The sequence below is a fragment of the Nonomuraea phyllanthi genome (genome assembly GCF_006334985.2).
Lineage (GTDB): Bacteria > Actinomycetota > Actinomycetes > Streptosporangiales > Streptosporangiaceae > Nonomuraea > Nonomuraea phyllanthi.
On the sequence record NZ_VDLX02000018.1, the window covers coordinates 124,068 to 150,183 of the forward strand.

The following is a 26,116-nucleotide window of genomic DNA, read 5'->3' on the forward strand; positions in this document are numbered from 1 at the left end:
GTGATGGAAGCGACGCTGCCGCGCCGCCTGATCACCACGCCCGTCGCGGGCCCGCTGGCCGCGCTGGTGCTGGCCTGCCTGTTCTTCGGGCTCAACACCGGCCAGTTCTTCACCGGCCCCAACTTCTCGCTCATCATCCAGCAGGTCATGGTGGTCGGCACGCTGGCCATCGGGCAGACGCTGATCATCCTCACCGCGGGCATCGACCTGTCGAACGGCGCCATCATGGCGTTCGGCGGCATCGTGATGACCAAGCTGGCCGTGACCGGCGGCCTGCCGCCGCTGCTCGCGATCGCCGCCGGGCTCGCGGTGTGCTCGGCGTTCGGGCTGGTCAACGGGCTGCTGGTGACGCGGATCTCGCTGCCGCCGTTCATCGTGACGCTCGGCATGCTGAACGTGGTCTTCGCCCTGACCCACATCTACTCCGGCGAGCAGACGGTCACGGGCCTGCCGCCGCTGCTGACGGTGCTGGGCCAGACGTTCCAGGTCGGCCAGACCAACGTCACCTACGGCTCGCTGCTGACGATCCTGCTGTTCGTGCTGTTCGCGTACATGCTGGGCTCCACGGCGTGGGGCAAGCACGTGTACGCGCTGGGCAACAGTCCCGAGGTGGCCCGGCTGACCGGCATCAGGACGCGCCGCCTGACCGTCGGCGTCTACACGGTGGCCGGCCTCGTGTACGGCATCGCCGCCCTGCTGCTGATCTCGCGTACCGGGGTGGGCGACCCGCAGGCCGGGCAGACCGACAACCTGGACAGCATCACCGCGGTCGTGCTCGGCGGCACGAGCCTGTTCGGCGGGCGCGGCCTGGTGATCGGCACGCTGGTCGGCGCGCTCATCGTCGGGGTGTTCCGCAACGGCCTGCAGCTGATGGGCGTACCGTCGATCTATCAGACGCTCATCACCGGCGTCCTGGTGATCCTCGCCGTCGCCGTCGACCAGCTCTCCCGCAGGAGGAACCGATGACGACCCCCGCCTCCGCGACACCCGTGCTCCAGGCCCGGGGCCTGGTCAAGAAGTACGGCCACGTGACGGCGCTGGACGGCGCCGACTTCGACCTGATGCCCGGCGAGGTGCTGGCCGTCATCGGCGACAACGGCGCCGGCAAGAGCAGCCTCATCAAGGCGCTGACGGGCGCCCTCCAGCCCGACGCCGGCGAGATCCTGCTCGACGGGAGCCCGGTGCGCTTCCGCTCCCCGATCGACGCGCGCCGCCACGGCATCGAGACCGTCTACCAGGACCTGGCGGTCGCCGCCTCGCTCGACATCGCCACGAACATGTTCCTCGGCCGCGAGCTGCGCAAGCCCGGGATCCTCGGCAGCGTCTTCCGGCTGCTGGACAAGAAGCGCATGCGCGAGGAGTCGGCCAGGCACATGGCCGACCTCAAGATCGGCCTGCGCTCGCTCACCCAGCCCGTCGAGTCGCTGTCGGGCGGTCAGCGGCAGGGCGTGGCCGTGGCCAGGGCGGTGGCGTGGGCCACCCACGTCGTGGTCATGGACGAGCCCACGGCCGCGCTCGGCGTCAAGGAGTCCGGCCAGGTGCTCGACATGATCAAACGGGTCCGCGACGGGGGCACGCCGGTGGTGCTGATCAGCCACAACATGCCGCACGTGTTCGAGATCGCCGACCGCGTCCACATCCAGCGCCTCGGCCGCCGCGTCGCCCAGATCAAGCCGGGCGACCACGACATGGCCGAGGTGGTGGCCATCATGACCGGCGCGCTCCAGGTCTCGGAGGGCAAGGCCGTGGTGGCCGACCAGGACGCGGCGGAGGCGATCGGGTTGTCCTGATGAGCGGCCACTAACATGTGCGCAATGCGGCGTCCGACGATGACAGATGTGGCCCGCGAGGTCGGGGTCACGGCGAAGACGGTCTCGCGGGTGCTCAACGGCGACGGCCCGGTCGCCGTGGAAACCCGCGAGCGGGTCATGGAGGCGGTCAGGAAGCTGGGCTACCAGCCCAACCTGATGGCCCGCAACATGCGGGTCGGCGCGCGGGACGCCGCGATCGGCCTGGTCATCCCCGAGATGGGCAACCCGTTCTTCGGCACGGTCGCGGGCGGTGTCGAGAGCGCCGTGCGCGCCCGCGGGCTCACCCTCATCGTCGGCAACTCCAGCGAGACGGCCGAGCTGGAGCAGTCGCTGATCGCGACGTTCCTGGCCCGCAGGGTGAGCGCGCTCATGGTCGTGCCGTCGGCGGCCGGCGACCACCGCCACCTGCGCGGCGAGCGGGTGGCCGGGCTGCCGATCGTCTTCCTCGACCGCCCGGCGGTCGGGCTGACCGCCGACAGCGTGGTCAGCGCCAACCGGGAGGGCGCCAGGGAGGGCGTCGCCCACCTGATCGCCCACGGTCACCGCCGGGTCGGCTTCGTCGGCGACGTGCCCGCCGCCCTCTACACCCGCCGCGAGCGGTTCCAGGGCTACCGCGACGCCCTGGAGGCGGCGGGCCTGCCGTTCGACCGGTCCCTGGTGGAGACCGGCCACGACCAGGAGGCCGCGGCGGGTGCCACGATGCGCCTGTTGGCGCTGGACGATCCGCCGACGGCCCTGTTCGCGGGCAACAACCTCGCCTCGATGGGCGCGGTGGTGGCGCTGTCGCGGGCCCGCCGCAAGGACGTCGCGCTGGTGGGCTTCGACGACCTGCCGCTGGCCGAGTGCCTGGACCCGCCGCTGACGGTGGTGGCCCAGGATCCGGCGCGGATGGGCGCCACGGCCGCGGAGCTGGTGCTGGCGCGCCTGGACGGCGACAGATCCAGGGCCCGCAGGACGCTGGTGCCCACCCGCCTGGTCGTCCGGGGCTCGGGCGAGCTGCCCGCGCCCCGGTGACACCTATCTGACGGTGAACCGCGCGGTCAGGTGCCCGAGCTGGACGGTGTACGTCCCCGGCTCGCGGTGGCGCAGGCCGAAGCGGACCTTCGCGTCGCGGCCCGGTCGCAGCTCGACGCTCTCGCTCCCTTCCACCTGCCCGTTCACGCGCAGCACGGCCTCGTACGAGCCCGCCAGCTCGCCCACGTCCGTCACCCGGGCCGAGACCTGCACCCGCCCGGAACGCGACACGGACGGCGTGACCTCGAGGTCGCTCAGCGCGAACAGCGCCTCCGGCCCGGTCACCCGGTCGTGCACGAACACGTCGGAGCGCCTGTTCGTGTCGCCCTCGACCAGGTTGGCCGAGGTGCTCTCGAACGCGACGTACCGCCCGTCCTCGCTGATCGACGGCAGGTCCGCCCGGCCGTCCCCCTCCACGCCGTCGGGCGCGGCGGAGATCCGCTCGGTGGTGCCGGCCGCGACGTCCCTGACGAACACGTCGTCGCGCCGGTTGGCGTCGCCCTCGACCAGGTCGTCGCCGTCGCTGTAGAACGCGACCAGCCTGCCGTCGGCGCTGAGCGAGGGAGCGAACGGCATGCCCTTGGTCGGGCCGCCGTCCGTGGTCGCCGACACCAGCGTGGACCGGCCGGTGGCCAGGTCCTGGACGTACAGCTGCCCGAGCCCCGGTCCGTTGCTGAACGCGATCGCCGTCCCGTCGGCGCTGATCACCGGCCCGGTGGTCTCGGTGTCCGGCTCCGGCCCGGTGATCCGCCTGACGGTCCCGGTCTCCCGGTCGCGGACGAACGTGTCGATCACGCCGTTGTCGTCGCCCGGCACCAGGTTGGCGGCGTCGCTGCGGAACGCGATGTACCGGCCGTCGGCGCTGATCGTCGGCTCGCGCGAGCTCCCGGCGGCCTGCGAGCCGTCCTGCGCGACGGAGACGCGCTCGGTCGTGCCGGTCTGCCGGTCACGCAGGAAGATGTCGGTACGCCCGTTCGTGTCGCCCGGCACCAGGGTGGTGGCGTCGCTGTCGAACACGGCGTACCGGCCGTCGGCGCCGAACCGCGGCGCGCCCGACAGGCCGTCCGCCCGCACGCCCTCGGACGACACCGAGAGCAGCTCCGTCGTGCCGGTCTGCCGGTCGTGGACGAACGCGTCCGTCTGGCCGTTCGTGTCGTCCGGTACGAGGTTGGTCGCCCCGCTGCCGAACCCGACGAGACGCCCGTCCCTGCTGACCGTGGGCGACACCGAGAACGAGTCCGCCAGGCCGCCGCCGGACGGCACCGACACCCGGCGGGTGGCGCGGGTGCGCAGGTCGGTGGCGAAGATGTCCAGCTCGCCGTTGGTGTCCTCGCCGTCGAGGTTGGACGCCGGGCTGGCGAAGACCACCACGCTGCCGTCGCCGCTCAGCTCCGGCCACCAGGCCTCGTGGTTGCCCTGCCGCCCGTCGGCCCCAAGGGAGACCCGGTCGGTGTCCGGCGGCCGGGGCAGGTTCACGTCGGCGTGGCGCGCGCCCATCCCGGCCTCGACCGGGTCGGACCTGGAGATGCCCGGCGCGTTGGCGGAGACGCGGTAGTCGCCCTCGGGGACGTCCCTGATCGTGTACCGGCCGTTCCCGTCGGTCGTCGCCGCCAGGGTGTCCGGCACGTCGAGCACGGTGACCGTGGCGCCGGGCACCGCCGTGCCGGTCGGCCCGTACGTCACCCGCCCGGAGATCGTGCCCCAGCGGGTCCGCTCCAGGCGTACCGGCAGGTCGGTGAGCCGGTCGGCCCGGACCCGGACGCTCTCGTGCGCGGTCTCGTACCCGAACCTGGACAGCGTCAGCTCGTGCCGGCCCTCGGGCAGCCGCAGCTCGAAGCGGCCGTCCGCGCCGGTCTCGACCTTGCGGCCGTCCTGCCGGGCGATCTCGACCCCGGCCAGCGGCCGGCGGGTGCGCTCGTCGGTGACGACGCCGCGCACGCCGCTCTTCAGCCCCGCCTCGGTGACGGCGGCGAAGGCGTCGATGCGGCCGCTGCCGTAGCGGGGGTTCGGGCGCGGGCCGTAGCGGTCGTCGGAGACCGACGTGCCCTGCAGGATCTCCAGCGCGGCGTCGACGGTCAGGTCGGAGCGCGCCTGCAGCATGAGCGCGACCGTGCCGGCCACGTGCGGGGTGGCCATCGAGGTGCCGCTCAGCGTCTGGTAGCCGCCGCCCGGCCACGCCGACAGCACGTCCACGCCGGGCGCCGACACGTCCGGCACGACGTACGAGTCGGGCCACTCGGGCGGGGCGTCGATCCAGTCGCTCCTGTTCACCACGCCGCCGCAGGAGAAGTCCGGCACGGCGTCGTCGGCGTCGGTCGCGCCCACGGCCACGGCCTCGTACACGTTGCCGGGGCTGGAGGACTGGCCGGGCGAGCAGTCGTTGCCGATGGCGAAGGCGGGGAACGCGCCGGCGAACCAGATGTTCCTCGCCGGCTCGATCAGCTCGTCGGAGTAGCCCTCGCCGCCCAGCGACATGCTCACGATGTCGGCCGGCTCGCCCGCCGGGCTGCCGTCGGCCGCGAACGGCGCCAGCGCCCACTGCATGCCGGCGACCACCTGCGCCAGCGTGCCGCTGCCGCCGGGGATGACCAGGCCGGCCATCAGCTCGGCGCCGGGCGCCACCCCGATCGGCGCGCCGGAGGCGCTGCCGCCCGCGATCGTGCCCGCCACGTGGGTGCCGTGGAAGCTGCTGTCGTGCGGCTCCGAGGCGACCGGCCTGCCGTCCGCGTCGAACTCCATCCAGCCGCCCGGGTGCTTCGGGTCGGAGGGGTCGTCGGTGGCCAGCTTGCCCGCCAGGTCGGGGTGCGTGGCGTCGATGCCGGTGTCGAGCACGGCCACGCGCACGCCCTTGCCGGTGAACCCGGCGCTCTGCGCCTTGTCCGCGCCGATCTTGGCGATGCCCCAGGCGTCGCCGGGCGCGGCCGTGGCCTGCCTGCGGCCGGGCTGCTCCTCGGGCGCCTTGAGGGTGACGTTGGGGATGATCCGCTCGACGGCGTCCAGGTCCGCCAGGGCGTCGAGGGTGGCCGGCGCCACCCGTACCAGGACCATGTTCTTGAGCCAGAAGGTGTTGACCACCTCGTCGCCGCGCTCCTTGACCAGCCGGACCACCGGGTCCTGCACGGGCTCGGCGCTCTCGGCGAGCGCGGCCCGCGCCTCGGCGCGGGAGGTCACGGCGGGCAGGTCCCGCGGGGCGCGCAGCACGACCGCGGCCTCGACCTTGCCGCTCCTGAGCTGCTGGACCAGCGCCGGGTCGACCTTCGGGTCAGGGCCCGGCGCGGTCTCCGCCGCCGCCGGTGCCGCCGCGAGCGTTCCGAGGAGGAGTGCGGCCGGTAAGAAGACGGAGAACAGACGTCGCTTCCGGGATCCGCGCGAGGAAGACGGCATAACACTCCTTAGTTCACATAAGCCACAGGAACGCTGACATCCTTCGCCGTTTCCTGACAAGATCGATAGCTGGCGAGTTTCCGTCAGGTGACGTGAACCCGACAGGCGCGGAAGGGACGGGGGATGCTGGAGTCGGTCGGGCTAGGGGCCCAGGACCAGGAGGTTTACCACGCGCTCGTGCGCAGGGCGCAGGCGACGGTGGCGGAGATCACACACGACTGCCACCTGCCGGCCACGGCCGCCCGGCGCACCCTCCAGTCGCTCGTCGGCCTCGGCCTGGCCACCCGCTCGACCGGCCGCCCCACCCGCTACGTCGCCGTCTCGCCCGACAGCGGCCTGGAGGCCCTCCTGCGCGAGCGCGAACGCGAACTGGACGGCGTGCGCACCCACATCCGCGCCCTCATGGACGTCTACCGCGCCAACACCCGCTTCGCGCACCCCGGCGAGCTGATCGAGGTCGTCTCCGGCCGCGACGAGGTCAACCACCGGTGGGTGCAGATGCAGCAGGACACGCGCGGGCAGATGCGCGGCTTCGACCGCCCGCCGTACGCCGCGCCCCGGCAGCACGCCGAGTCCAACCCCATCGAGCTGCACATGCTCCGCCGGGGCGTGAAATATCGTGTCATCTACGACACCAGCGTGCTCGACCTGCCCGGCTGGCTGGAGGACGTCACTGCCGGGATGCGGCACGGGGAGCAGGCGCGCATCCACGCCGACCTGCCCATGAAGCTGGCCGTCTCCGACGACCGCCTGGCCATCATCCCGCTGCTGCGGGCCGGCGACAGCGTGGTCACCGCCTCGTACCTGATCCATCCCTCGCCGCTGCTGGACGCGCTGGTGGCGCTGTTCGAGGCGCTGTGGGAACGCAGCGTCCCGGTACGCCTCACCGCGGCGGGCGGCGACCCGGCGACGGGGAGCGAGCCGACGACGGGCGGCGAGCTGACGCGGGACGAGGAGCGCCTGCTCACCCTGCTGGCATCCGGCGCCACCGACAAGGCGGCGGGGCGGGCGCTGGGGTGGAGCGAGCGGACCGTGCAGCGGCACATCACGAAGCTGATGCGCCGGCTCGGCGCGCGCACCCGCTTCCAGGTCGCCATGGAGGCGACGCGCCGCGGCTGGATCTAGCCCTCCGCGCCGTCACCTGACGAGCTCGGCGCACGCAGCTCGGCGCACGGAGCTCAGCCGTGGCGGGCGGCTGCGGCGGGCGGCTGCGGCGGGTGGCTGCGGCGGGTGGCTGCGGCGGACGGCCCCGGGAACTGTCGGGGCAGCCGGGTAGTGTGCGACCCATGGATCGGCAACTCACCCTCATGGTCGTGCACGCCCACCCCGACGACGAGTGCCTGAGCACGGGCGGCGTCCTGGCCCGCTACACCGACGAGGGCATCCGCACCGTCCTCGTCACCTGCACCAACGGCGAGCAGGGCGACGACCGGGGCGGGGCCAAGCCGGGAGACGCCGGCCACGACGCCGCGGCGGTGGCCGAGCGGCGGCTTGCCGAGCTGCGCGAGTCGGTGGCCCACCTGGGCATCGACCACCTGGAGCTGCTCGGCTACCGCGACTCCGGCATGGAGGGGTGGGAGACCAACGCCCACCCCGACGCGTTCGCCAACGTGCCCGTCGAGACGGCCGCCGCCAAGCTGGCCGCGCTGATGGAGCACTACCGGCCCCAGGTCGTGGTGACCTACGACGAGACGGGCGGCGGCGGTTACGGCCATCCCGACCACGTCCAGACCCACCGGGTCGCGGTGGCGGCCACCGAGCTGACCGGCATCCCCGACAAGCTCTACTACACCGCCATCCCCCGGGCGGGCATCAAGCAGATGTTCGAGACGATGCGCGACAGCGGGATGGATCTCGGCGACTTCGAACCGTCCGACGACTTCGGCACGCCCGACGAGCGGGTCACCAGCGTCGTCGACGTCACGCCCTACGTGGAGCGCAAGCTGAAGGCGCTGCGGGCGCACGAGAGCCAGGGCGACAACATCTTCCTGCTGCGCATGCCGGAGGAGGTGCAGCAGCAGGTGTTCTCGCACGAGGCGTTCGAGCGCAAGCTGTGCAAGGTGACCGCCCCCGACCACGAGGACGACCTCTTCGCCGGCCTGCGCGACGCCTAGCGTGCCGTGAATGCCGCTCCTGCCCGTCTCTCGCGGGTCAGGGCAGGGCGGCCACCTGGTGCAGGAGCTCGACCGGGTGGTGGGCGGCGCGTCCCGTGCCGTGGGCGATCTGCTGGCGGCAGGAGACGCCCGTGGCCGCGAGCAGGGTGGCGGGCGGGGCCGCGGCGATCGCCGGGAAGAGCCGGAGGCCGCCGATCTTCATGGACAGGTCGTAGTGCTCCCGCTCGAAGCCGAACGACCCCGCCATGCCGCAGCACCCGGCGTCGATCTCCTCCACCGTCGCTCCCGGGATCCTCGACAGCAGGTCGCGGGTGGCCGCGGTGCCCACGACGGCCTTCTCGTGGCAGTGGCCGTGCAGGAGGATCGTGCTCCCGCTCAGCCCGTCGCCCAGGGGCAGCGAGCCGTCGTCGACGGCCCGGGTCAGCAGTTCGGGGACGAGCCGGGCGCGGGCCGCCACCGCCGCGACCCGGGGGTCGCCGGGCAGCAGCGCCGCGTACTCGTCCTTCAGGGTGAGCAGGCACGACGGCTCCAGCCCGACGATCGGCGCGTCCGAGCCGGCGAGCCGGCCGACCATGGCCTCGGCCATCGCGCGGGCGCGCTCCAGCAGCCCCTTGGAGATGGAGGCGCGGCCGCAGCAGCCGGCGGATTCGAGGCGCACCCGGTAGCCGGCGCGTTCGAGCAGTTCGACGGCGGCCCGCCCGATGCCGGGCTCGGTGTAGGTGGTGAAGGAGTCGGCGAGCAGGATCACCTCCCTCCCGCCAGGCCGCCCGGCCGCACTGACCGGCCTGCGGCCGAACCAGCGCAGCAGGTGGTCGCGGCGGAAGCGGGGCAGCGGCCGGCGGGTGCTCAGCCCGAGCGGGCCGCGCAGGGGAGCGGCCAGCCAGTTCGACAGCGGCGCGGTGGCCGAGCCGAGCCGGTTGAGCGTCCTGATGGCAGCGAACAGCCGCGAGCGCGGCGGCACGCCGTGGAGCTCCTGGTACTGGTGGAGGAACTCGCTCTTCATGGCCGCCATGTCCACCCCGAGCGGGCACTCCGACTGGCACGCCTTGCACTCCAGGCACAGGTCGAGGATGCCGTGCACCCGCTCGTCGCCGAGCGCCCGCCGGGGGTCGTCCGACGTCAGCGCCTTGACCAGGGCGTTGGCCCGGCCGCGGGTGGAGTGCTCCTCCTCGCGGGTGGCCATGTACGACGGGCACATGACGCCGGTGTCGTCCTTGCGGCAGACGCCGATGTTCATGCACCGGTCGGCGGCGGCGTGCATGCCGCCCGCGAACGCCAGGGCGGTGCGGAGGGGGCGCGGCGCGGGCATCGCGGGGTCGCGCAGGTGCTCGGTCATGGGCGGGGCGTCCACGATCTTGCCGGGGTTGAGCAGGCCGCGCGGGTCGAAGATCTGCTTGACCCGCCGCATCGCCTCGTAGACGGGCTCGCCGAACAGCCGCCGGTTGAACTCGGAGCGGGCCAGCCCGTCGCCGTGCTCGCTGGAGTTGACGCCGCCGTGCCGGGCGGCCAGCTCGGCGATCTCCTCGGCGACCGCGCGCATGGTGGCGATCTCGCCGGGCGCGCGCAGGTCGACGAACGGGCGTACGTGCAGGCAGCCGACCGAGCAGTGGCCGTAGAACCCGGCCTTGAGCCCGTGCCGGTCGAGGATCCGCGCGAACTCCTCGACGTACGGCAGCAGCCGCTCGGGCGGCACGGCGGTGTCCTCCACGAACGCGAGCGGCCTGCGGCTGCCCACGCTGGAGGCCATCAGCAGCCCGAGCCCCGCCTTGCGCACCTTGAGCACCGCCGCCTGCTGTTCGGCGGTGACCGCGCGCAGGGTGTGGTAGCCGTGGCTGTTCGCCTTCCACCTGGAGGCGAGCTCGCCGGCCAGACCGGCCACCTCGTCGGCGCTGTCGCCGAAGAACTCCACGAACAGCAGCGCCTCGGGGTCGCCGGACAGGATGCCGCCGAGCCCGGCGTAGTCCACCCGCTGCCGGGACAGGTCGAGGATGGCCCTGTCGATCAGCTCGACGGAGGCGGCGCCGAAGGACAGGGCGTCCGCGGTGGCCGCGATGGCGGCCGGGGTGGAGGTGAAGTGGCCGACGGCGATGGCCTTGGCGCGCGGAAGGTCCACCAGCCTGACCGTGGCCTCGGTGACGACGGCGAGCGTGCCCTCCGAGCCGACGACCAGCGGGGTCAGGTCGGGCAGGTGGCGGGCGGCGAGGTCGAGGCGGTAGCCGCCGGAGTGCCGCCAGAAGCGCGGGAAGCCCGACAGGTCCACGCCGCGCAGCGCCTCGGCCACGGCCGCGCTCAGCCGGGCGTCGGAGGCGAGGTCGGGCGTGCCGCCGTCGGCCAGCACCACCCGCAGCGCCTGCACGTGGTCGACGGTGGAGCCGTACAGGATGGAGTGGCTGCCGGCCGAGTTGTTGCCGATCATCCCGCCGATGGTGGCCCGGTTGCTGGTCGAGGTGTCGGGGCCGAACATCAGCCCGTGCCTGCGGGCCGCCCGGTTGAGCTGGTCCTGCACGACGCCGGGCTGCACGCGGGCGCTCCGGCCGTCGATCTCCAGGATCCGGTTCATGTGCCGGGAGAAGTCGACGATCACCGCGGCCCCGACCGTCTGCCCGGCCAGGCTGGTGCCGGCCCCGCGCGGCAGCAGCGGCACCTCCAGCTCGCCGCACGCGATGACCAGCGCCCGCACGTCGTCGGTGTGCCGGGGGAAGGCCACGGCGAGCGGCTCCATGGCGTACATGCTCGCGTCGGAGGAGTAGAGGTGCCTGGTGTACGGGTCGTCCCGCACGTCGCCCTCGATCAGCGGCGACAAGGTCCGTGCCAGGTTCACGCGCTCTCCTCCAGGCGGGCCAGCGCGGCGCGGACCCCGACCTCCTCGATCGGCACCCCGGCCGCGCGCAGCCCCATCTCCACCCCGCTCAGCGTGCCCGCCAGGGTCAGGTCATTGAAATGCCCGAGATGGCCGATCCGGAACGCGCGTCCGGCCAGCCGGCCCAGCCCGGTGCCGAGCGACATGTCGTACCGCTCCAGGACGAGCCTCCTGACCGCGTCGGCGTCGTGCCCGTCCGGCGTCAGCACCGCCGTGAGCGAGCTGGAGTGCTCCCGCTCGTCGGCGCAGACCACCTCCAGGCCCCACGCCCGCACGGCGCGCCGCGTGGCCTCGGCGTGCCGGTCGTGCCGCCGGAACACCTCGCTCAGGCCCTCCTCCTCCAGCAGCATGACGAGCGACTCGCGCAGCCCGTACAGCAGGTTGGTGGGCGGCGTGTACGGGAAGAAGCCGTCGCGGTTGGCGGCGATGACCGGCTCCCAGTCCCAGTACGAGCGGGGCAGCCGCCCCCGGTGCGCGAGCGCCTTGGGGCTGACGGCGTTGAGCCCGATCCCGGGCGGCAGCATGAGCCCCTTCTGCGAGCAGCCGACCGACACGTCCACCCCCCACTCGTCGTGGCGGTAGTCCATCGAGCCCAGCGACGAGATGGTGTCCACCAGCAGCAGAGGGGAGTGGCCGGTGCGGTCGACGGCGGCGCGGATCTCCGGGATCCGGCTGCGCACCCCGGTGGAGGTCTCGTTGTGGACCACCATGACGGCGGCGTGGGCGGCGGTGAGGCGCTCGGCGATCGCGCCGGGGTCGGCGCCGTGCCGCCAGTCGCCCGGCACGAGGTCGACGACCAGCCCGAGCCGGGCGGCCATCGCGCACCACAGCGCCGAGAAGTGGCCGGTCTCGAACGCCAGCACCCGGTCGCCGGGGGAGAGCGTGTTGACCAGGGCGGCCTCCCAGGCGCCCGTCCCCGACGACGGGTAGACGATCACGGGGTGGCGGGTCCGGAAGACGGCCTGCAGTCTCTCCAGCACCTCGCCCGCCAGCCGGGCGAAGGCGGGGCCGCGGTGGTCGATGGTGGGCCGGGCGATGGCGCGCAGCACCCGGTCGGGAACGTCGGTCGGTCCTGGGATCTGCAGGAAATGGCGGCCCACGTCGTCTGCTGCTCCTTGCGTGCCGTGTGGCAGCACGGTGTGCCGTGTCGCGGTTCGTCCACGGTAAGATCACCCCGCGGAGGGAGTCAACGATGCAGAACGTGATCAACGCCCTCCGGGTGCTCGAAGAGGTCGCCGGCCGCCAGCCGGCCGGGGTCGGCGAGCTGTCACGGGTGCTCGGGCTGCCCAAGAGCACGGTGCAGCGCTCGCTGCGCACCCTGCACGACGCCGGGTGGATCAGGCCGGCCGCGGGCGAGGTCACGCGCTGGCAGGTGACCGGCAAGGCGCTCCAGGTGGGCCGGCGCGCCGAGCTCGGGCTGCGGGACGCGGCGATGCCGGTCATGGAGGGGCTGCGGCAGCGCACGGGGGAGACGGTCCACCTCATGGTGCCGGAGGGCGATGCGGTCGTGCTGATCGAGCGCCTGGAGACGGACAAGGCGCTGCGCATCGTGCTGCCGCTCGGCATCAGGCTGCCGCTGCACGCCTCCGCCAACGGCAAGGCCGTCCTCGCCCACCGCCCCGGCGCCCTGTTCGCGCCGGAGGGCGGGCCGGTGCCCGGGAACCATCCGGCCGGTGTCCCTGGCGCGCTCGCGCGGTACACCGAGAGCACGATCACCGACCCCGAGGCGCTCCGCGCCGAGCTGGAGGAGGTCCGCGCGCGGGGTTACGCGGACAACCGCGGCGAGTGGCGCCCCGACATCGCCGCCGTCGCCGCGGCCGTGCTCGGTCCGGACGGACCGGTCGCCGGCCTCAGCATTTCCACCCCGGCCAGCCGGATGCCGGAGGATCTTCGCGTGGAGTACGGCGCGCTCGTCACGCAGGCGGCCCGCACGCTGGCGGAGTTTCTGGCCTGACTCCGCACGAGCGGCAACTTGTCTGCTGAGCATCCGGAAACTTTCTGGAAACTTAGCGTCGAATGTTGGGTCAATCCCGCCGTGATCAGCCCGAATATAGCACCGGACGCCCTCTTGACAGGCAGAACCGTGCCCTTTAAGTTGCCGCAATATTAACGGGAATTCCTCGAAAGTTTCGGCGTCATGCCGGGCAGCGGGCCGAAAGGATGGCATGAGGGGCCAGGAACCATTGGAAACGTGGCGGGACACGCGGCGGTCGCCCGCCGAGCGGGCCGAGGCGCTCATCCCGCTCATGACGCTGGAAGAGAAGATCGCCCAGCTGGTCGGGGTCTGGGTCGGCGCCGACGACTCGGGGGGAGGCGTCGCCCCGCACCAGGCGGAGATGAAGGGCGTCGAGTGGGGTGACGTCATCGCCAACGGCCTGGGCCAGCTGACCCGCCCGTTCGGGACCGGGCCCGTCGACCCGGCCGCCGGGGCGCGGTCGCTGGCCTCCTCCCAGGCGCAGATCGTGGCGGCGAGCAGGTTCGGGATCCCGGCGCAGGTCCACGAGGAGTGCCTGACCGGGTTCGCCGCCTGGCGTGCGACCGTCTACCCGGCGCCGCTGAGCTGGGGCGCGTCCTTCCACCCCGAGCTGATCGAGGCGGTGGCGGCGAAGATCGCCCGGTCCATGCGGGCCGCCGGGATCCACCAGGGGCTGGCCCCGGTCGTGGACGTGACCCGCGACTACCGCTGGGGCCGTACCGAGGAGACCATCGGCGAGGACCCCTACCTGGTCGGCACGATCGGCGCCGCCTACGTGCGCGGGATCGAGGGCGAGGGCGTCGTCGCCACGCTGAAGCACTTCGCGGGCTACTCCGCCTCGCGCGGCGGCCGCAACCTGGCGCCCGCGCACATGGGGAGCAGGGAGGTCGCCGACGTGATCCTGCCCCCGTTCGAGATGGCCCTGCGCCTGGGCGGCGCGCGCTCGGTGATGAACTCGTACGCCGAGATCGACGGCGTTCCCGTGGCGGCCGACGAGAGCCTGCTGACCGGCCTGCTGCGGGACGAATGGGGCTTCACGGGCACGGTGGTCTCCGACTACTTCGCGGTCCGCTTCCTGGAGCGGCTGCACGGCGTGGCGGGCGACGCGGCGGGCGCCGCCGGGCTCGCCCTGCGGGCCGGGATCGACGTCGAGCTGCCCACGGTGGACACGTTCGGCGCGCCCCTGGTCGAGGCGGTGAAGTCGGGCCAGGTCAGCGAGGCGCTCGTCGACCGCGCGCTCGCCCGCGTGCTGGCGCAGAAGGCCGAGCTGGGACTGCTCGACGAGGACTGGCGCCCGCTGCCCGGCGACCCCGAGGACGTCCGGCTCGACGACGACGAAAGCCGCGGGCTGGCCCTGGCCCTGGCGCGAGAGTCCGTCGTCCTGGTGCGGAACACCGGCGCCGTCCTGCCGCTCGCCCCCGGCCGCCGGGTCGCGCTCGTCGGCCCGGTCGCCGACGACCCGATGGCGATGCTCGGCTGCTACGCCTTCCCCGCCCACGTCGGCCCGCACCCGGAGCAGGGGCTCGGCGTCGAGCTGCCGTCGCTGCGCGAGGCGCTCGGCGCGCTCTCCGTCGACCTCGACTACGAGCGGGGCTGCGACATCACCGGCGACGACACCTCCGGCATCGCGGCGGCGGTCGCCGCGGCCGCGCGGAGCGACGTGTGCGTGCTCGCCGTCGGCGACCGGGCCGGGCTGTTCGGGCGCGGCACCTCCGGTGAGGGCTGCGACGCCGCCGACCTGCGGCTGCCGGGCGTGCAGGCCGAGCTGGTCAGGGCCGTGCTCGCGACCGGCACCCCCGTGGTGCTGGTCATGCTCGCCGGCCGGCCGTACGCGCTGGGGCCGGAGTTCGACGCGGCCGCCGCCGTCGTCCACGGCTTCTTCCCCGGCCAGCGGGGCGGCCAGGCGCTGGCGGAGGTGCTCACCGGAGCCGTGAACCCGTCCGGGCGGCTGCCGGTCAGCGTGCCGCGCGACGCGGGCGGCCTGCCCTCGACGTACCTGTCGCCGCCGCTGGGCCGGCGCTCCGAGGTGTCGTCCGTGGACACGACGCCCGCCTACCCGTTCGGGCACGGGCTCGGCTACACCACCTTCGCATGGGACGGCGTCCACGCCGACAGGGCCGACTGGCCGGTGGACGGCGAGGTGAGCGTCGGCGTCACGGTCCGCAACACCGGGCCGCGCTCCGGCGTGGAGGTCGTCCAGCTCTACCTGCACGACCCGGTCGCGCAGACGACCCGGCCGGTGGTCCGGCTGGTCGGCTACGCCCGCGTCGAGCTGGAGGCGGGCGCGTCGGCGCGCGTCACGTTCGAGGTCCCGGCGGACGTGACCTCGTTCACCGGGGTGCGCGGCACCCGCATCGTGGAGCCCGGCGACGTCGAGCTGCGGCTGGGCCGCTCCAGCTCCGACGTGGTGGCGGCGGTGCCGCTGCGCCTGACCGGCGCCGAGCGCGAGGTCGGCTACGACCGGCGGCTGCTGGTCACGGCCCGGATCACACCGGAGGGCGCGGGATGAGCACCACGCTGGACAATCCGCCACGCGACACCCGGCCCGCCGGGGCCCAGCCCGGCCGGCACAAGCGGGCCAGGCCGGGCACGTGGCGGCACGCGCTGCGCCGCGACTGGCAGCTGTACTCGCTGGCGATCCTGCCGCTGCTGTTCTTCGCGATCTTCCGGTACGCCCCGATGCTCGGCAACGTGATCGCCTTCCGCAAGTTCGAGCCCGGCGGCAACATCTTCGGCGAGCGGTGGGTGGGCCTGCGCTACGTGAAGATGTTCCTGGACGACCCGACGTTCTGGAACGTGTTCACCAACACGCTCATCCTCGGCGGGCTGACCCTGCTGTTCTGCTTCCCCCTGCCGATCGTGCTGGCGCTGCTGCTCAACGAGGTGCGCAACCGGCGGATGAAGCGGTTCCTGCAGTCGGTGTCGTACCTGCCGCACTTCCTGTCGATGGTCATCGTGGCCGCCATCGTCATGCAGATGCTGGCCATCGACGGCCCGATCAACCAGCTGGTCAAGGCGCTCGGCGGCCAGCCCACGGTGTTCATGCAGAAGCCGGAGTGGTTCCGTGCGATCTTCGTCTCGTCGGAGGTCTGGCAGACCGTCGGCTGGGGCACCATCCTCTACCTGGCCGCGCTGACCACCATCGACCAGCAGCTCTACGAGGCGGCCCGGATGGACGGGGCCGGCCGGTGGCGGCAGATCTGGCACGTCACGCTGCCCGGCATCCGGCCGACGGCCATCACGCTGCTGATCCTCAACATCGGCACCTTCATGGCCGTGGGCTTCGAGAAGGTCCTGCTGTTGTACAACCCCCTGACCTATCCGACCGCCGACGTGATCTCGACGTACCTGTACCGCATGGGCGTGGAGTCCAGCAACCTGAGCTACGCCGCCGCGATCGGCCTGTTCGAGGCGCTGATCGGCGTGGTGCTGATCTCGTCCGCGAACGTGATCTCCCGCCGCACAGTAGGGACGAGCCTGTGGTGACGATGGACAGGAGCCGCGGCTACCGCGTCTTCCAGGTGATCAACGCCGTCATCCTGACCGGCGTCGTGTTCGTGACGCTCTACCCGTTCGTCAACATCATCGCCCGCTCCTTCAGCGAGGAGCGCTACATCGTCAACGGCGAGGTCAGCGTCCTGCCGCGCGGGTTCAACCTCACGACGTACAAGATCGTGGTCTCGGACTCGATGTTCTGGACCAACTACGCCAACACCGTGCTCTACACCGTGGTCGCCACGGCGATCGCGATGCTGCTGACCACGTGTTACGCGTACGTGCTGTCCAAGAAGCACCTGAAGGGGCGCACGTTCCTCATCTGGGTCGCCGTCTTCACCATGATCTTCTCCGGCGGCCTGATCCCCAACTACGTGCTGGTCAACAGCCTCGGGCTGACGAACTCCATCTGGGCCATCGTCCTGCCCAACGCGATCAGCGTGTTCAACCTGCTGGTGATGAAGGCGTTCTTCGAGGGCCTGCCGCAGGAGCTGGAGGAGGCCGCCGCCATCGACGGCCTCAACACGTACGGCATCCTGTGGCGCGTCGTGCTGCCGCTGTCGAAGGCGGTCATCGCCACGATGGTGCTGTTCTACGCGGTCTCGTTCTGGAACTCCTGGTTCACGGCGTTCCTCTACCTCAACGAGCAGGACCTGTTCCCGGTGACCATCTACCTGCGCAACCTCATCGCCGGAGCCACCGGCGCCGAGTCGGCCGGCGCGGCGATCGCCGACGTGTCGCAGGCGGCCTCCAACATCCAGTCGGTGACGATCATGCTCACCGTCCTTCCCATCCTGGCGGTCTACCCCTTCGTCCAGAGGTACTTCGTCTCCGGAGTCATGCTCGGCGCGGTCAAAGGCTAGTCCTCCCCAACCCCCCTCGGATCAGGCAAAGGAATCCCCCAATGCGCGAACTCTCACGGCGTCAGGCGATCATCGGACTGGGTGCGTTCACCCTCGTGCTCGCCGGTTGCGGCGAGGACGAGGCCCCCAAGAAGGCCGCCGAGACCTCCGCGAACAAGGCGGGCGCCATGGCGAACTACGCCGCCGGCCAGCAGTTCAAGGCCACCGAGCCGGTCTCGTTCGACGTGCTCTACAACAACCACCCGTTCTACCCGCTCAAGGACGACTGGCTGTTCTGGCAGGAGCTGACCAAGCGGACCAACGTCACGCTCAAGCCGGTGGCGGTGCCGCTCAGCGACTACGAGAAGAAGCGCGGCCTGCTGGTGGGCTCCGGCCAGGCCCCGCTCATCATCCCGAAGACCTACCACCCGCAGGAGGAGGCGTTCGTCGCCTCCGGCGCCATCCTGCCGATCAGCGACTACGTCGACCTGATGCCGAACTTCAAGGACAAGGTCGCCAAGTGGCAGATGGAGCCGGACCTGGACACGCTGCGCGTGGCCGACGGCCGCTACTACCTGCTGCCCGGCCTGCACGAGGAGGTCTGGGTCGACTACACCCTCGCGGTGCGGACCGACATCCTGGAGAAGCTCAACCTGGAGGTCCCCACGACCTGGGAAGAGCTCTACACCGTGCTCAAGGCGATGAAGCAGGAGTACCCCGACCTCTACCCGATGACCGACCGGTGGGGCGTGCCCACGCCGGGCGGCAACCTGCTCAAGCTTGTCGCCCAGGCGTACGGCACCAAGGGCGGCTGGGAGTACCAGCACGCGACCTGGGACGCCGCCGCCGGCAAGTTCGCCTACACCGGTGCGATGCCGCAGTACAAGCAGATGCTCGAGTACCTGAACAAGCTGGTGAAGGAGAAGCTCCTCGACCCGGAGAGCTTCACCCAGCAGGACGAGCAGGCCAAGCAGAAGTTCAACTCCGGCAAGTCGTTCGTCATCAGCACCAACGCGCAGACGCTGATCAACGACTACCGGCCGACGCTGAGCAAGCTCGTCCCCAAGGCGAAGATCGCCAAGATCCCGGTGCCCATGGGCCCGATCGGGGACTACAAGATCGGCACCCGGCTGGAGAACGGCGTCATGATCTCCAAGAAGGCGCTGGAGAACAAGAACTTCGTCGCCATGATGCAGTTCGTCGACTGGCTCTGGTACTCCGACGCGGGCGAGGAGTTCGCCAAGTGGGGCGTCGAGGGCACGACGTTCAGCAAGGACGCCTCCGGCAACTACAAGATCGCCGATGACGTCGACTTCGTGGGGCTCAACCCCGACGCGTCCAAGCACCTGCAGAAGGACTTCGGCTTCTCCAACGGCGTGTTCGCCTACGGCGGCACCACCAAGCTGCTGGAGTCCACCTTCTCCGAGGAGGAGCTGGAGTTCCAGAAGGTGATGAACGCCAGGAAGGCGTGGCCGCTGGAGCCGCCGCACCCGTTCAGCGACGAGGAGCGCGAGCAGGCCACGCTGTGGGAGACGCCGCTGAAGGACTACGTCACCCAGCAGACGCTCAAGTTCATCCTCGGCGAGCGCGACCTGAGCGAGTGGGACGCCTACGTCAAGGAGCTGGAGGGCAAGAACATGACCTCCTACATGAACCTGGTCAACGGCGCCTACGAGCGGTTCAAGAAGGACCACGGCTGATCCATGCGTACCGTGGTTCCGGACGGGCCGTCGGGGCGGCTGCCGGAGGCCTGGCGCTTCTGCGTCGGCACCGGCCGCTTCGATCTCGCCCTGCGGCGTGACTACCAGGATTCGCTGGCGCTGGTCCAGCGCGAGATCGGCTTCCGGCACATCCGGGGCCACGGGCTGCTCAGCGACGGGGCGGGCGTGCACCGCCCGTACGAGCACGGGGGTGCGCGGCGCGTGCGCCACTCGTTCACGTACGTCGACCAGGTGATCGACGCCTACCTCGACCTGGGCATCCGCCCCTTCGTGGAGCTCGGCTTCATGCCCTCCGGCCTGGCCTCCGGCGACCAGACCGTGTTCTGGTGGCAGGGCAACGTCACCCCGCCCGCCTCCTGGCGGGAGTGGGCCGAACTGGTGCGGGCCACCGTGGCGCACCTCGTCGACCGGTACGGGCTCGACGAGGTGCGCACCTGGCCGATCGAGGTGTGGAACGAGCCCAACCTCAAGGACTTCTGGCAGGACGCCGACCGCGACGCCTACCACCGCCTGTACGAGGTCAGCGCGTACGCGGTCAAGGAGGTCGACGCCGGGCTGCAGGTCGGCGGCCCGGCCATCTCGCCCGGCTCCGACGAGTGGATGGTCCGCTTCGCCGAGTTCGCCGTCGAGCGCGGCGTGCCGGTGGACTTCGTCAGCCGGCACGCCTACACCTCGGGCCCGGCCCAGCACGTGCCGTTCGGCGTCCACCAGACGCTGGCGCCGGCGTCGGGGCTGCTGGAGCAGTTCGCCACGCCCCGGAGGCAGCTGGCCGGCACGCCGCTGGCGGACGTGCCGGTGCACATCACCGAGTTCAACTCCTCCTACCGGCCCGACAACCCGATCCACGACACGGCCTTCCACGCCGCGTACCTGGCTCCGGTGCTGGCCGCCGGGGGAGAGCTGGCCGACTCCTTCTCCTACTGGACCTTCTGCGACGTGTTCGAGGAGGTCGGCATCCCGGCCGCGCCGTTCCACGGCGGCTTCGGGCTGCTGACCCACCGGCAGATCAAGAAGCCGACCTACCACCTGTACGCGTTCATGGCCAGGATGGGCGAGGACCTGCTGGCCCGGGGCGAGGACCACCTCGTCACCCGGGACGCCGCCGGCCGGGTCACCGTGCTGGCCTGGGCGCCGGCCGACGTGACCGGCGGCCCCGCCGTGGACGGGCACACCGTGCGGCTGTCCGTCCCCATCGGGAACGCGTCCTCGGCCTTCGAGCTGCGCTCGTCGGTGAGCGAGGAGCACGGCAACGCCTGGGCGGCCTGGTGCGAGATGGGCCGCCCGCTCTCCCCCCGGTCCGGGCAGCTCGACGTGCTGCGCGAGGCCGCCGAGCCGGCGCGCACCCACCGCGGCGTGCCGGTTTTCGGGGGCCGCGCCGACCTGGATCTGACCCTGGGCCGGCATGAGGTTACGCTGGTCGAGCTCACACCGGTGGTGGACGAGACGCCGCCCTGGTGGGACGAGCGGCGGCTGCTCGGCCTGGAGCCGGGCCCGGGAGGGGAGGGGCGATGAGCGAGGTGACGGCGCAGCGGCGGTTCGGGGAGGGGCCGCTCTCGCGCGGCTCCGCCCTGGTCTACAGCCTGCTGGTGGTCGAGGGCCTGTTCCTGCTCACGACCGCGCCGGGCCTGGTCGCGCTGACCCTGCTCGGCGGCGACGCCGGCAACGTGCCGCTTGCCGCCCTGTGCGCGCTGCCGCTCGGTCCCGCGCTGTCGGCCGCCCTCTACGCGTTGCGCCGCCGCAGCAGGGACCTGACGGACCTGCGCCCGGCGGCGGCGTTCTGGCGCGGCTACCGCGCCAACGTGCGCGGCGTGCTGAAGATCTGGGTGCCGTGGCTGGCGGTGCTGGCCGTCGTCGGGACGAACCTGGCGAACTTCGCCGCCGCCGGCGTGCCGGGATGGTGGGCGGTGCTGCTGGTGCTCGTCGCGCTGGCGGCGATGCTGTGGGCCGCCAACGCCCTGGTCATCACGTCGCTGTTCGAGTTCCGGGCGGTGGACGTGGCGCGGCTGGCCGCGTACTTCCTCATGCGCCACCCGAAGGCCGCACTGGGCAACGCCTGCCTGCTCGTCGTGGCGGGCGGCGTCACCCTGGTCGCCACCGAGCTGGCGCCCACCCTGCTGGCCTCGGCGTTCGCCGCGGCGCTGCTGTGGAACAGCCGCCCGATGATCGCCGAGGTCCACGACAGGTTCATCGCCTAGAAGATGCGCCTGCCGCGTTCGTCGGGCACGCCCGACTTGCGGAAGAAGTAGGTGTTGACCTGGTCGCGCCACTCCTCGGCGCAGCGGAGCTGCTCGTCGAGCAGCTCCGTGACGCGGGCGTGCACGTCGGGGGCCACCAGGTCGCCGACCTTCGCCCACTGTGCCCGCATCTCGGCCACCTCCTCCGCTCCGGCGAAGTGGGTGTCGTAGATGTGCTGGATGACCGTCGAGCCGCTGTGCAGCACGTGGTCGTACGGGACGTGGTGGAAGAAGAGCAGCAGCTCGTCGGGGCAGCGCTCCAGCGACTCGTAGACGTCCGACCACGGCTGCGGGTACTGGCCGGTGAAGCCGGTGCCGGTGGCGCGCGTGCGGTCGACGCCCACGCCGTCGCGGTCGGCGAAGTGGTACGTGCCCCACGGCGTGTACTCGTACCCGTCCACGTCGGGGCCGTAGTGGTGGCCGGGCCGGACCATGAAGCCGACGCCGAGCGGCGCGGTGTATCGCTCGTAGGTGCGCCACGACCCGTCCATCACGGCGTGCAGCGCGCGCCGCAGCGGCTCGCCCGGCCGGATGAAGGTCATGTCCATCCACTCGTCGAGGACGGTGGCGGGGTCGAGGGCCGGGTCCCAGGCCAGGCGGCCGAAGGCGTACAGGTTGGCCTGGGCGAGCGGGTGGCCGGTCCAGAAGCGGTCGGCGCCCACGTTGGAGACCGCGACCAGGTCGCCCGCCCCGGCGACGTTCTCGAACGCGAGGATCTCGCTCCACATCGGGGCCAGGTAGCAGACGTGCCGCTGCTGCCCGGTGTACTCCTGCGTCACCTGCAGCTCCACGGCCAGGCGGGTGCGCCGCATGGCGAGGATCACCGGGGAGACCGGCTCGCGGGTCTGGAAGTCCATGGGGCCGTGCTTGACCTGCAGGATCGCGTTGTCCATGAACCGGCCGTCGAGCGGGGCGAAGTGGTCGTAGGCCGCGCGGGCGCGGTCGGTCGAGCGGTCGCGCCAGTCCTGCCGGTGGTTGTAGACGAAGGCCCGCCAGTGCACGACTCCGCCGTGCGGGGCGAGCGCCTCGGCGAGCATGTTGGCGCCGTCGGCGTGGGTGCGCGCGTACGCGAACGGGCCCGGCTGCCCCTCGGAGTCAGCTTTCACGACATATCCGCCAAAGTCAGGAATTGTCGCGTAGACGTGCTCGGTGGTGGCCGCCCACCACGCCCGCACGTCCTCGTCCAGCGGGTCGGCCGTGGGCAGGCCGCCGAGCGCCATGGGGGAGGCGAAGTTGACCGACAGGTGCACGCGGATCCCGTACGGGCGCAGCTCGTCGGCGATGGCGGCCACCTCGCCGAGCCGGTCCGTCAGCAGGCGCGCCTCGGTGGCGTGCACGTTGACGTTGTTGATCGCGACCGCGTTGATCCCGGTCGCGGCCAGCAGCCGCCCGTAGGCCCGCACCCGGCTCAGGCCGGGGCGCGGCGCGCCGTCCTCCCAGAAGATCGACCCGCCCGAGTAACCGCGCTCGACCTGGCCCATCACCGGGTGCACGTCGATGTTGTCCCAGTGGTCGAGCATGCGGCGCCGCATCGCCGGCCGGTGGTGCTCGATCTCCCGGTCGCCCTCGAACGCGCCCTCGCCCAGCCGTACGACGTGGAAGAAGCCGTAGAGCAGCCCGGCGGGGTCGCCGCCGGCCACGGTGGTCACGCCGTCACGTCGCGAGATCGCGTAACCGTCCGCGCCCTCGGACTCCGACAGGGTCAGCACGAGGTCGGCCGGCCCCTCGTCCGTGAGGCCGCCACTGTTCGTGGCGCCGTACTGGGCTCCGGCCCGCGCGACCTCCTCCCGCACGGTCTCGGCCAGCGGCCCGTCCGCCCGCACGAGGACGCGGCGGGAGCCGACCGCCTGGAACGCCTCGGGCGGCAGCCAGGCCGGGTGGACGTCGGTCAGTTCGGGAATGGACACGAAGCTCCTTAGGTCGGGCGCCGACGGGATGAATCTACCGAAACGGCGCCCGACAGGAGCGATCAGGGTGTCAGCCGCGGACCGTGACCTGCGAGGCCGCCGTCCCGCCGCCGGACGCCTCCCAGCCCGCCACGACCGAGGGCCGGCCGGCGAGGGCGCGCGACAGCGGCACGGTGACGGTCGTGGTGCCCCGGCGCGGCACCGGGACGACGCGGCTGCCCGCCGTGCCCTGCTCGTCGCGGACGAACACGTGCGCCGTGCCGGCCGCGCTCGCGCGGATCGTCACCTTCACCCCGTCACGCGTGGTCGAGGCGGAGGTGACCTGGCCGCTCTCCTCCCGCTCGGCCGCGGGCCCGCCCGCGAGCGGGACGTGGACCCGTACGGCCTGCTCCAGCGTCTGCGGCGAGTCCAGGCTGGACAGCGCGGTGTCGGGGATCACCGGGTCGGGGACGGGCCGGTCGGCGGGCGGCTCGAAGCCGGTCAGCGTGGCGACGCCCCACCGGTACGGGTCGCCCTGCACGCCGCCCCACGTGGACCAGCCGATCCGGGTCTGGCCGGTCTTGTCCTGGGTGTCGGAGTCGTACACCAGGAGGTTGACGCCCAGGTGGTCGGGGTCCACCGAGCCCGGCAGCAGCTCCATCGGGATGGACATCTCGACCGTGTATCCGTCCGAGGCGACCTTCGAGGCGATCCGCATGCCGGGCGCGGTCTCCTCGCCCGGACCCTGGCGGTTGTCGGCGTCGCGCTCGAAGCACGGCGGCCCCTCCTGCGTGACGGGCAGCACCGCGGCCTTGAACGTGGTCGAGGTGTTCTCGGACGTGCCGCGCGGGTCGATGGCCACCTCCACCGCGTCGGTGCGCCAGTGCCGCTTGCAGTCGGCGGCGGCCAGCCGCGTGCCCAGCACGTCGTCCTTCACGTGGACCAGCACGTAGAGGTCGTCGTCGTGCCAGGCGAGCCGCGCCGTGGCCGAGCAGTCGGCCGGCGACGCGCACGCGCTGCCCTCCCACACGCGGGACAGGTCGAGCGCGGTCCCCGGGTACTCGCCGTCGCCCTCGGCGCCGTCCACGGCCGGTTCGGCCTGCGGGACGGCCGTCGCGGGCACCAGTTCGAGCGCCGGCCGGCTCGCGACCGCGCCGTCCACGCTGATGGTGTAGGCGTAGTCGCCGCCCTCGTTGGACGTCTTCAGCGCGGGGTCGGAGTTGGTGACGGTGAACGGCACCGTCGCCGAGTCTCCGGCGGCGAGGTCGGTGTAGGGCGCCTCCACGCGGTCCGCGGTGAACCCGTCGGGCAGCTCGATGCGCACGGTGCCCGACCTGGCGGCGTCGCTGACGTTGCTCACCACGACGCCGATCTTCCTGGAGCCGCCGGACGGCAGCGTGAGCACGGGCGTGACCAGGCCGTTCAGCTGCGGCACGCCGACCTCGGCGGTCCACTTCTCGTACTGGGCGACCTGGGGGAGGAGCTGCTGCGTGGCGCGTACGGCGGGGCTGAGCTCGACCTGCCGGTCGGTGTAGCCGCTGCCGTGCTCGGTGGTCAGCGTGGCCGAGACGCGCGCCCGCCCGGTGCCTTCGGCGGGAGTGACCGTGAACGTCGCCGTCCCGGTGCGCCCGGGGGACAGGCGGCCGAGGTCGCCCGAGCCGCTGACCCGCCAGCCGCCGGGCACGCCGAGCCGCACCGACGAGCGGCCGAGCGGCCGGCGGGCGGGCGCGGTCGCGGTGACCTCGACGGTGAAGGGCGTGCCGGGCCGCACGTCGAACGCGCTGGTGCGCAGGGAGAGCGAGGTGCCCAGCGGGACCGCGCCGCTCGCCCTGGTCAGCGCGCCGTCGAGGATGGCCGTGGGCGCGGCCGCCGCCGCGCTGCCCGGCTCGGGGAACGGCACCCGCGCGTCGACCTGCGTGAAGAAGTCGCAGCCCAGCTGGTTCGGATCGGACGGCACGTCGGGGAAGACCGCCCAGCCCTGCGAGGCGTACGAGCGCTGCGCCTCGCGCTCGACGGCGGCCCACGTCTTGCCCTGGGCCTGGGAGGGCCGCCCGCTCCACACGCCGTACACGTTCTGCGCCGGGTTGACGGGCCGGAACGTCGAGGCGCACGACGGTCCGTTCTGGGAGGTGCCGCGCCCGCCGCCGAGCAGCAGCCGGGCGGGCGCGAACGGCTTGAGCCCCTCGCGGGTGATCTGCTCGGGGAACGCGTCGGGGTCGGCCGCCGCGTAGAACGCCTGGACGGCCAGCCGGGCCGCCTGCTGGTGGTTGCCGTGGTTGCCGGGGGAGGGCGCCGGGTCCATGGTCAGGATCAGCTCGGGCCGGGTCTGCCGGACCACCCGCACGACCTTCTCCAGGGTGTCGGCGCCCCAGATCTGGTCGGTCAGCGGGGCGCTGACCGTGTAGTAGAAGTCGACGTCGTCGAGGTTGAACACCTCCCGCACCCCGGCCCTGCCGACCGCCGTGCGCTCCTCGGCCTCGCGCAGCAGCCCGAGCGCCGGGCCCTCCTCCGGGCCGACCGCGTTGCCGCCGCCCTCGCCCCGGGTGACGGTGACGACGCCGGTGCGCACGTCGTGCTCCTCGTTCCACTGGCCGAGCGTGGACAGCGTGAACGCCTCGTCGTCGGGGTGCGCGCCGACGAAGAGGGCGTCGAGGTCCACGGGCGAGCCGGTGCCGGCGGGGCCGGTCGGGGAGGGCGCGGCGGAGGAGGGGGTGGCGGGTAAGACGGCCAGCGCGACCGTGGCGGCCAGCACCAGCGACAGGCGTTTACGCATGGGACCT

The 26,116-nt window shown here is 72.5% G+C and carries 17 protein-coding genes; 12 read left to right on the forward strand and 5 right to left on the reverse strand.

Annotation, left to right across the window (positions count from 1 at the left end; translation table 11 throughout):
- Positions 1-3 precede the first annotated feature (3 nt).
- Genes FH608_RS38030 through FH608_RS38040 form a run of 3 tightly spaced genes read left to right on the forward strand, consistent with a single transcriptional unit; the run spans position 4 to position 2,825 of the window.
- A complete protein-coding gene (locus FH608_RS38030) occupies positions 4-966 on the forward strand; it encodes an ABC transporter permease (RefSeq protein WP_226900255.1) in 963 nt (320 codons plus the stop codon).
- Positions 963-1,790, forward strand: coding sequence for an ATP-binding cassette domain-containing protein (locus FH608_RS38035; protein ID WP_139635242.1), 828 nt, complete (start codon positions 963-965; stop codon positions 1,788-1,790). The genes FH608_RS38030 and FH608_RS38035 overlap by 4 nt, the downstream gene beginning before the upstream one ends.
- Before the next feature lie 24 nt (positions 1,791-1,814).
- Entirely contained in the window at positions 1,815-2,825 is a 1,011-nt protein-coding gene (locus FH608_RS38040) for a LacI family DNA-binding transcriptional regulator (protein ID WP_226900256.1), read from the forward strand.
- A gap of 3 nt (positions 2,826-2,828) precedes the next feature.
- Here the strand turns inward: FH608_RS38040 and FH608_RS38045 are convergent, their stop codons facing one another.
- A complete protein-coding gene (locus FH608_RS38045; RefSeq protein ID WP_139635244.1) occupies positions 2,829-6,209 on the reverse strand; it encodes a S8 family serine peptidase in 3,381 nt (1,126 codons plus the stop codon).
- A 123-nt stretch (positions 6,210-6,332) separates the two neighbouring features.
- On the opposite strand from FH608_RS38045, the gene FH608_RS38050 reads away from it, so the two are divergent.
- Together FH608_RS38050 and FH608_RS38055 are read left to right on the forward strand one after the other, a co-directional pair.
- Complete coding sequence (locus tag FH608_RS38050; RefSeq protein ID WP_139635245.1) at positions 6,333-7,334, forward strand: helix-turn-helix transcriptional regulator; 1,002 nt, start codon at positions 6,333-6,335, stop codon at positions 7,332-7,334.
- A 161-nt stretch (positions 7,335-7,495) separates the two neighbouring features.
- Entirely contained in the window at positions 7,496-8,323 is an 828-nt protein-coding gene (locus FH608_RS38055; protein WP_139635246.1) for a PIG-L family deacetylase, read from the forward strand.
- 37 nt (positions 8,324-8,360) lie between these two features.
- On the opposite strand, the gene FH608_RS38060 is transcribed toward FH608_RS38055, so the two are convergent.
- The gene (locus FH608_RS38060; protein ID WP_226900257.1) at positions 8,361-11,144 is read right to left on the reverse strand and encodes an FAD-binding and (Fe-S)-binding domain-containing protein; all 2,784 of its coding nucleotides are present in this window, start codon (positions 11,142-11,144) and stop codon (positions 8,361-8,363) included.
- Positions 11,141-12,283, reverse strand: a complete 1,143-nt coding sequence (locus tag FH608_RS38065) for a pyridoxal-phosphate-dependent aminotransferase family protein (protein ID WP_139635247.1) — start codon at positions 12,281-12,283, stop codon at positions 11,141-11,143. Before FH608_RS38065 ends, FH608_RS38060 begins: the two co-directional genes overlap by 4 nt.
- Positions 12,284-12,375: 92 nt before the next feature.
- Between FH608_RS38065 and FH608_RS38070 the strand changes: the two genes are divergently transcribed.
- From FH608_RS38070 to FH608_RS38100, 7 genes are all read left to right on the forward strand, one after another.
- Positions 12,376-13,137, forward strand: coding sequence for an IclR family transcriptional regulator (locus FH608_RS38070; RefSeq protein ID WP_139635248.1), 762 nt, complete (start codon positions 12,376-12,378; stop codon positions 13,135-13,137).
- 211 nt (positions 13,138-13,348) lie between these two features.
- Positions 13,349-15,667, forward strand: a complete 2,319-nt coding sequence (locus FH608_RS38075; RefSeq protein WP_139635249.1) for a beta-xylosidase/alpha-l-arabinosidase — start codon at positions 13,349-13,351, stop codon at positions 15,665-15,667.
- Positions 15,664-16,644 (forward strand): ABC transporter permease, encoded by a 981-nt coding sequence (locus FH608_RS38080; RefSeq protein ID WP_139635250.1) that lies wholly within the window; start codon positions 15,664-15,666, stop codon positions 16,642-16,644. The genes FH608_RS38075 and FH608_RS38080 overlap by 4 nt, the downstream gene beginning before the upstream one ends.
- A gap of 2 nt (positions 16,645-16,646) precedes the next feature.
- Positions 16,647-17,516, forward strand: a complete 870-nt coding sequence (locus FH608_RS38085) for a carbohydrate ABC transporter permease (protein ID WP_139635337.1) — start codon at positions 16,647-16,649, stop codon at positions 17,514-17,516.
- A 41-nt stretch (positions 17,517-17,557) separates the two neighbouring features.
- On the forward strand, positions 17,558-19,195 hold the full coding sequence (locus tag FH608_RS38090; protein ID WP_139635251.1) for an ABC transporter substrate-binding protein: 1,638 nt from the start codon (positions 17,558-17,560) through the stop codon (positions 19,193-19,195).
- Positions 19,196-19,198: 3 nt separating this feature from the next.
- The gene (locus FH608_RS38095) at positions 19,199-20,728 is read left to right on the forward strand and encodes a GH39 family glycosyl hydrolase (RefSeq protein WP_139635252.1); all 1,530 of its coding nucleotides are present in this window, start codon (positions 19,199-19,201) and stop codon (positions 20,726-20,728) included.
- A complete protein-coding gene (locus FH608_RS38100) occupies positions 20,725-21,411 on the forward strand; it encodes a DUF624 domain-containing protein (RefSeq protein ID WP_139635253.1) in 687 nt (228 codons plus the stop codon). Before FH608_RS38095 ends, FH608_RS38100 begins: the two co-directional genes overlap by 4 nt.
- On the opposite strand, the gene FH608_RS38105 is transcribed toward FH608_RS38100, so the two are convergent.
- Together FH608_RS38105 and FH608_RS38110 are read right to left on the reverse strand one after the other, a co-directional pair.
- On the reverse strand, positions 21,408-23,357 hold the full coding sequence (locus FH608_RS38105) for an alpha-glucuronidase (RefSeq protein WP_226900258.1): 1,950 nt from the start codon (positions 23,355-23,357) through the stop codon (positions 21,408-21,410). The two genes, FH608_RS38100 and FH608_RS38105, sit on opposite strands and share 4 nt — an antisense overlap.
- Before the next feature lie 70 nt (positions 23,358-23,427).
- Positions 23,428-26,109 (reverse strand): sugar-binding protein, encoded by a 2,682-nt coding sequence (locus FH608_RS38110; protein ID WP_139635254.1) that lies wholly within the window; start codon positions 26,107-26,109, stop codon positions 23,428-23,430.
- Between the last annotated feature and the right edge of the window lie 7 nt (positions 26,110-26,116).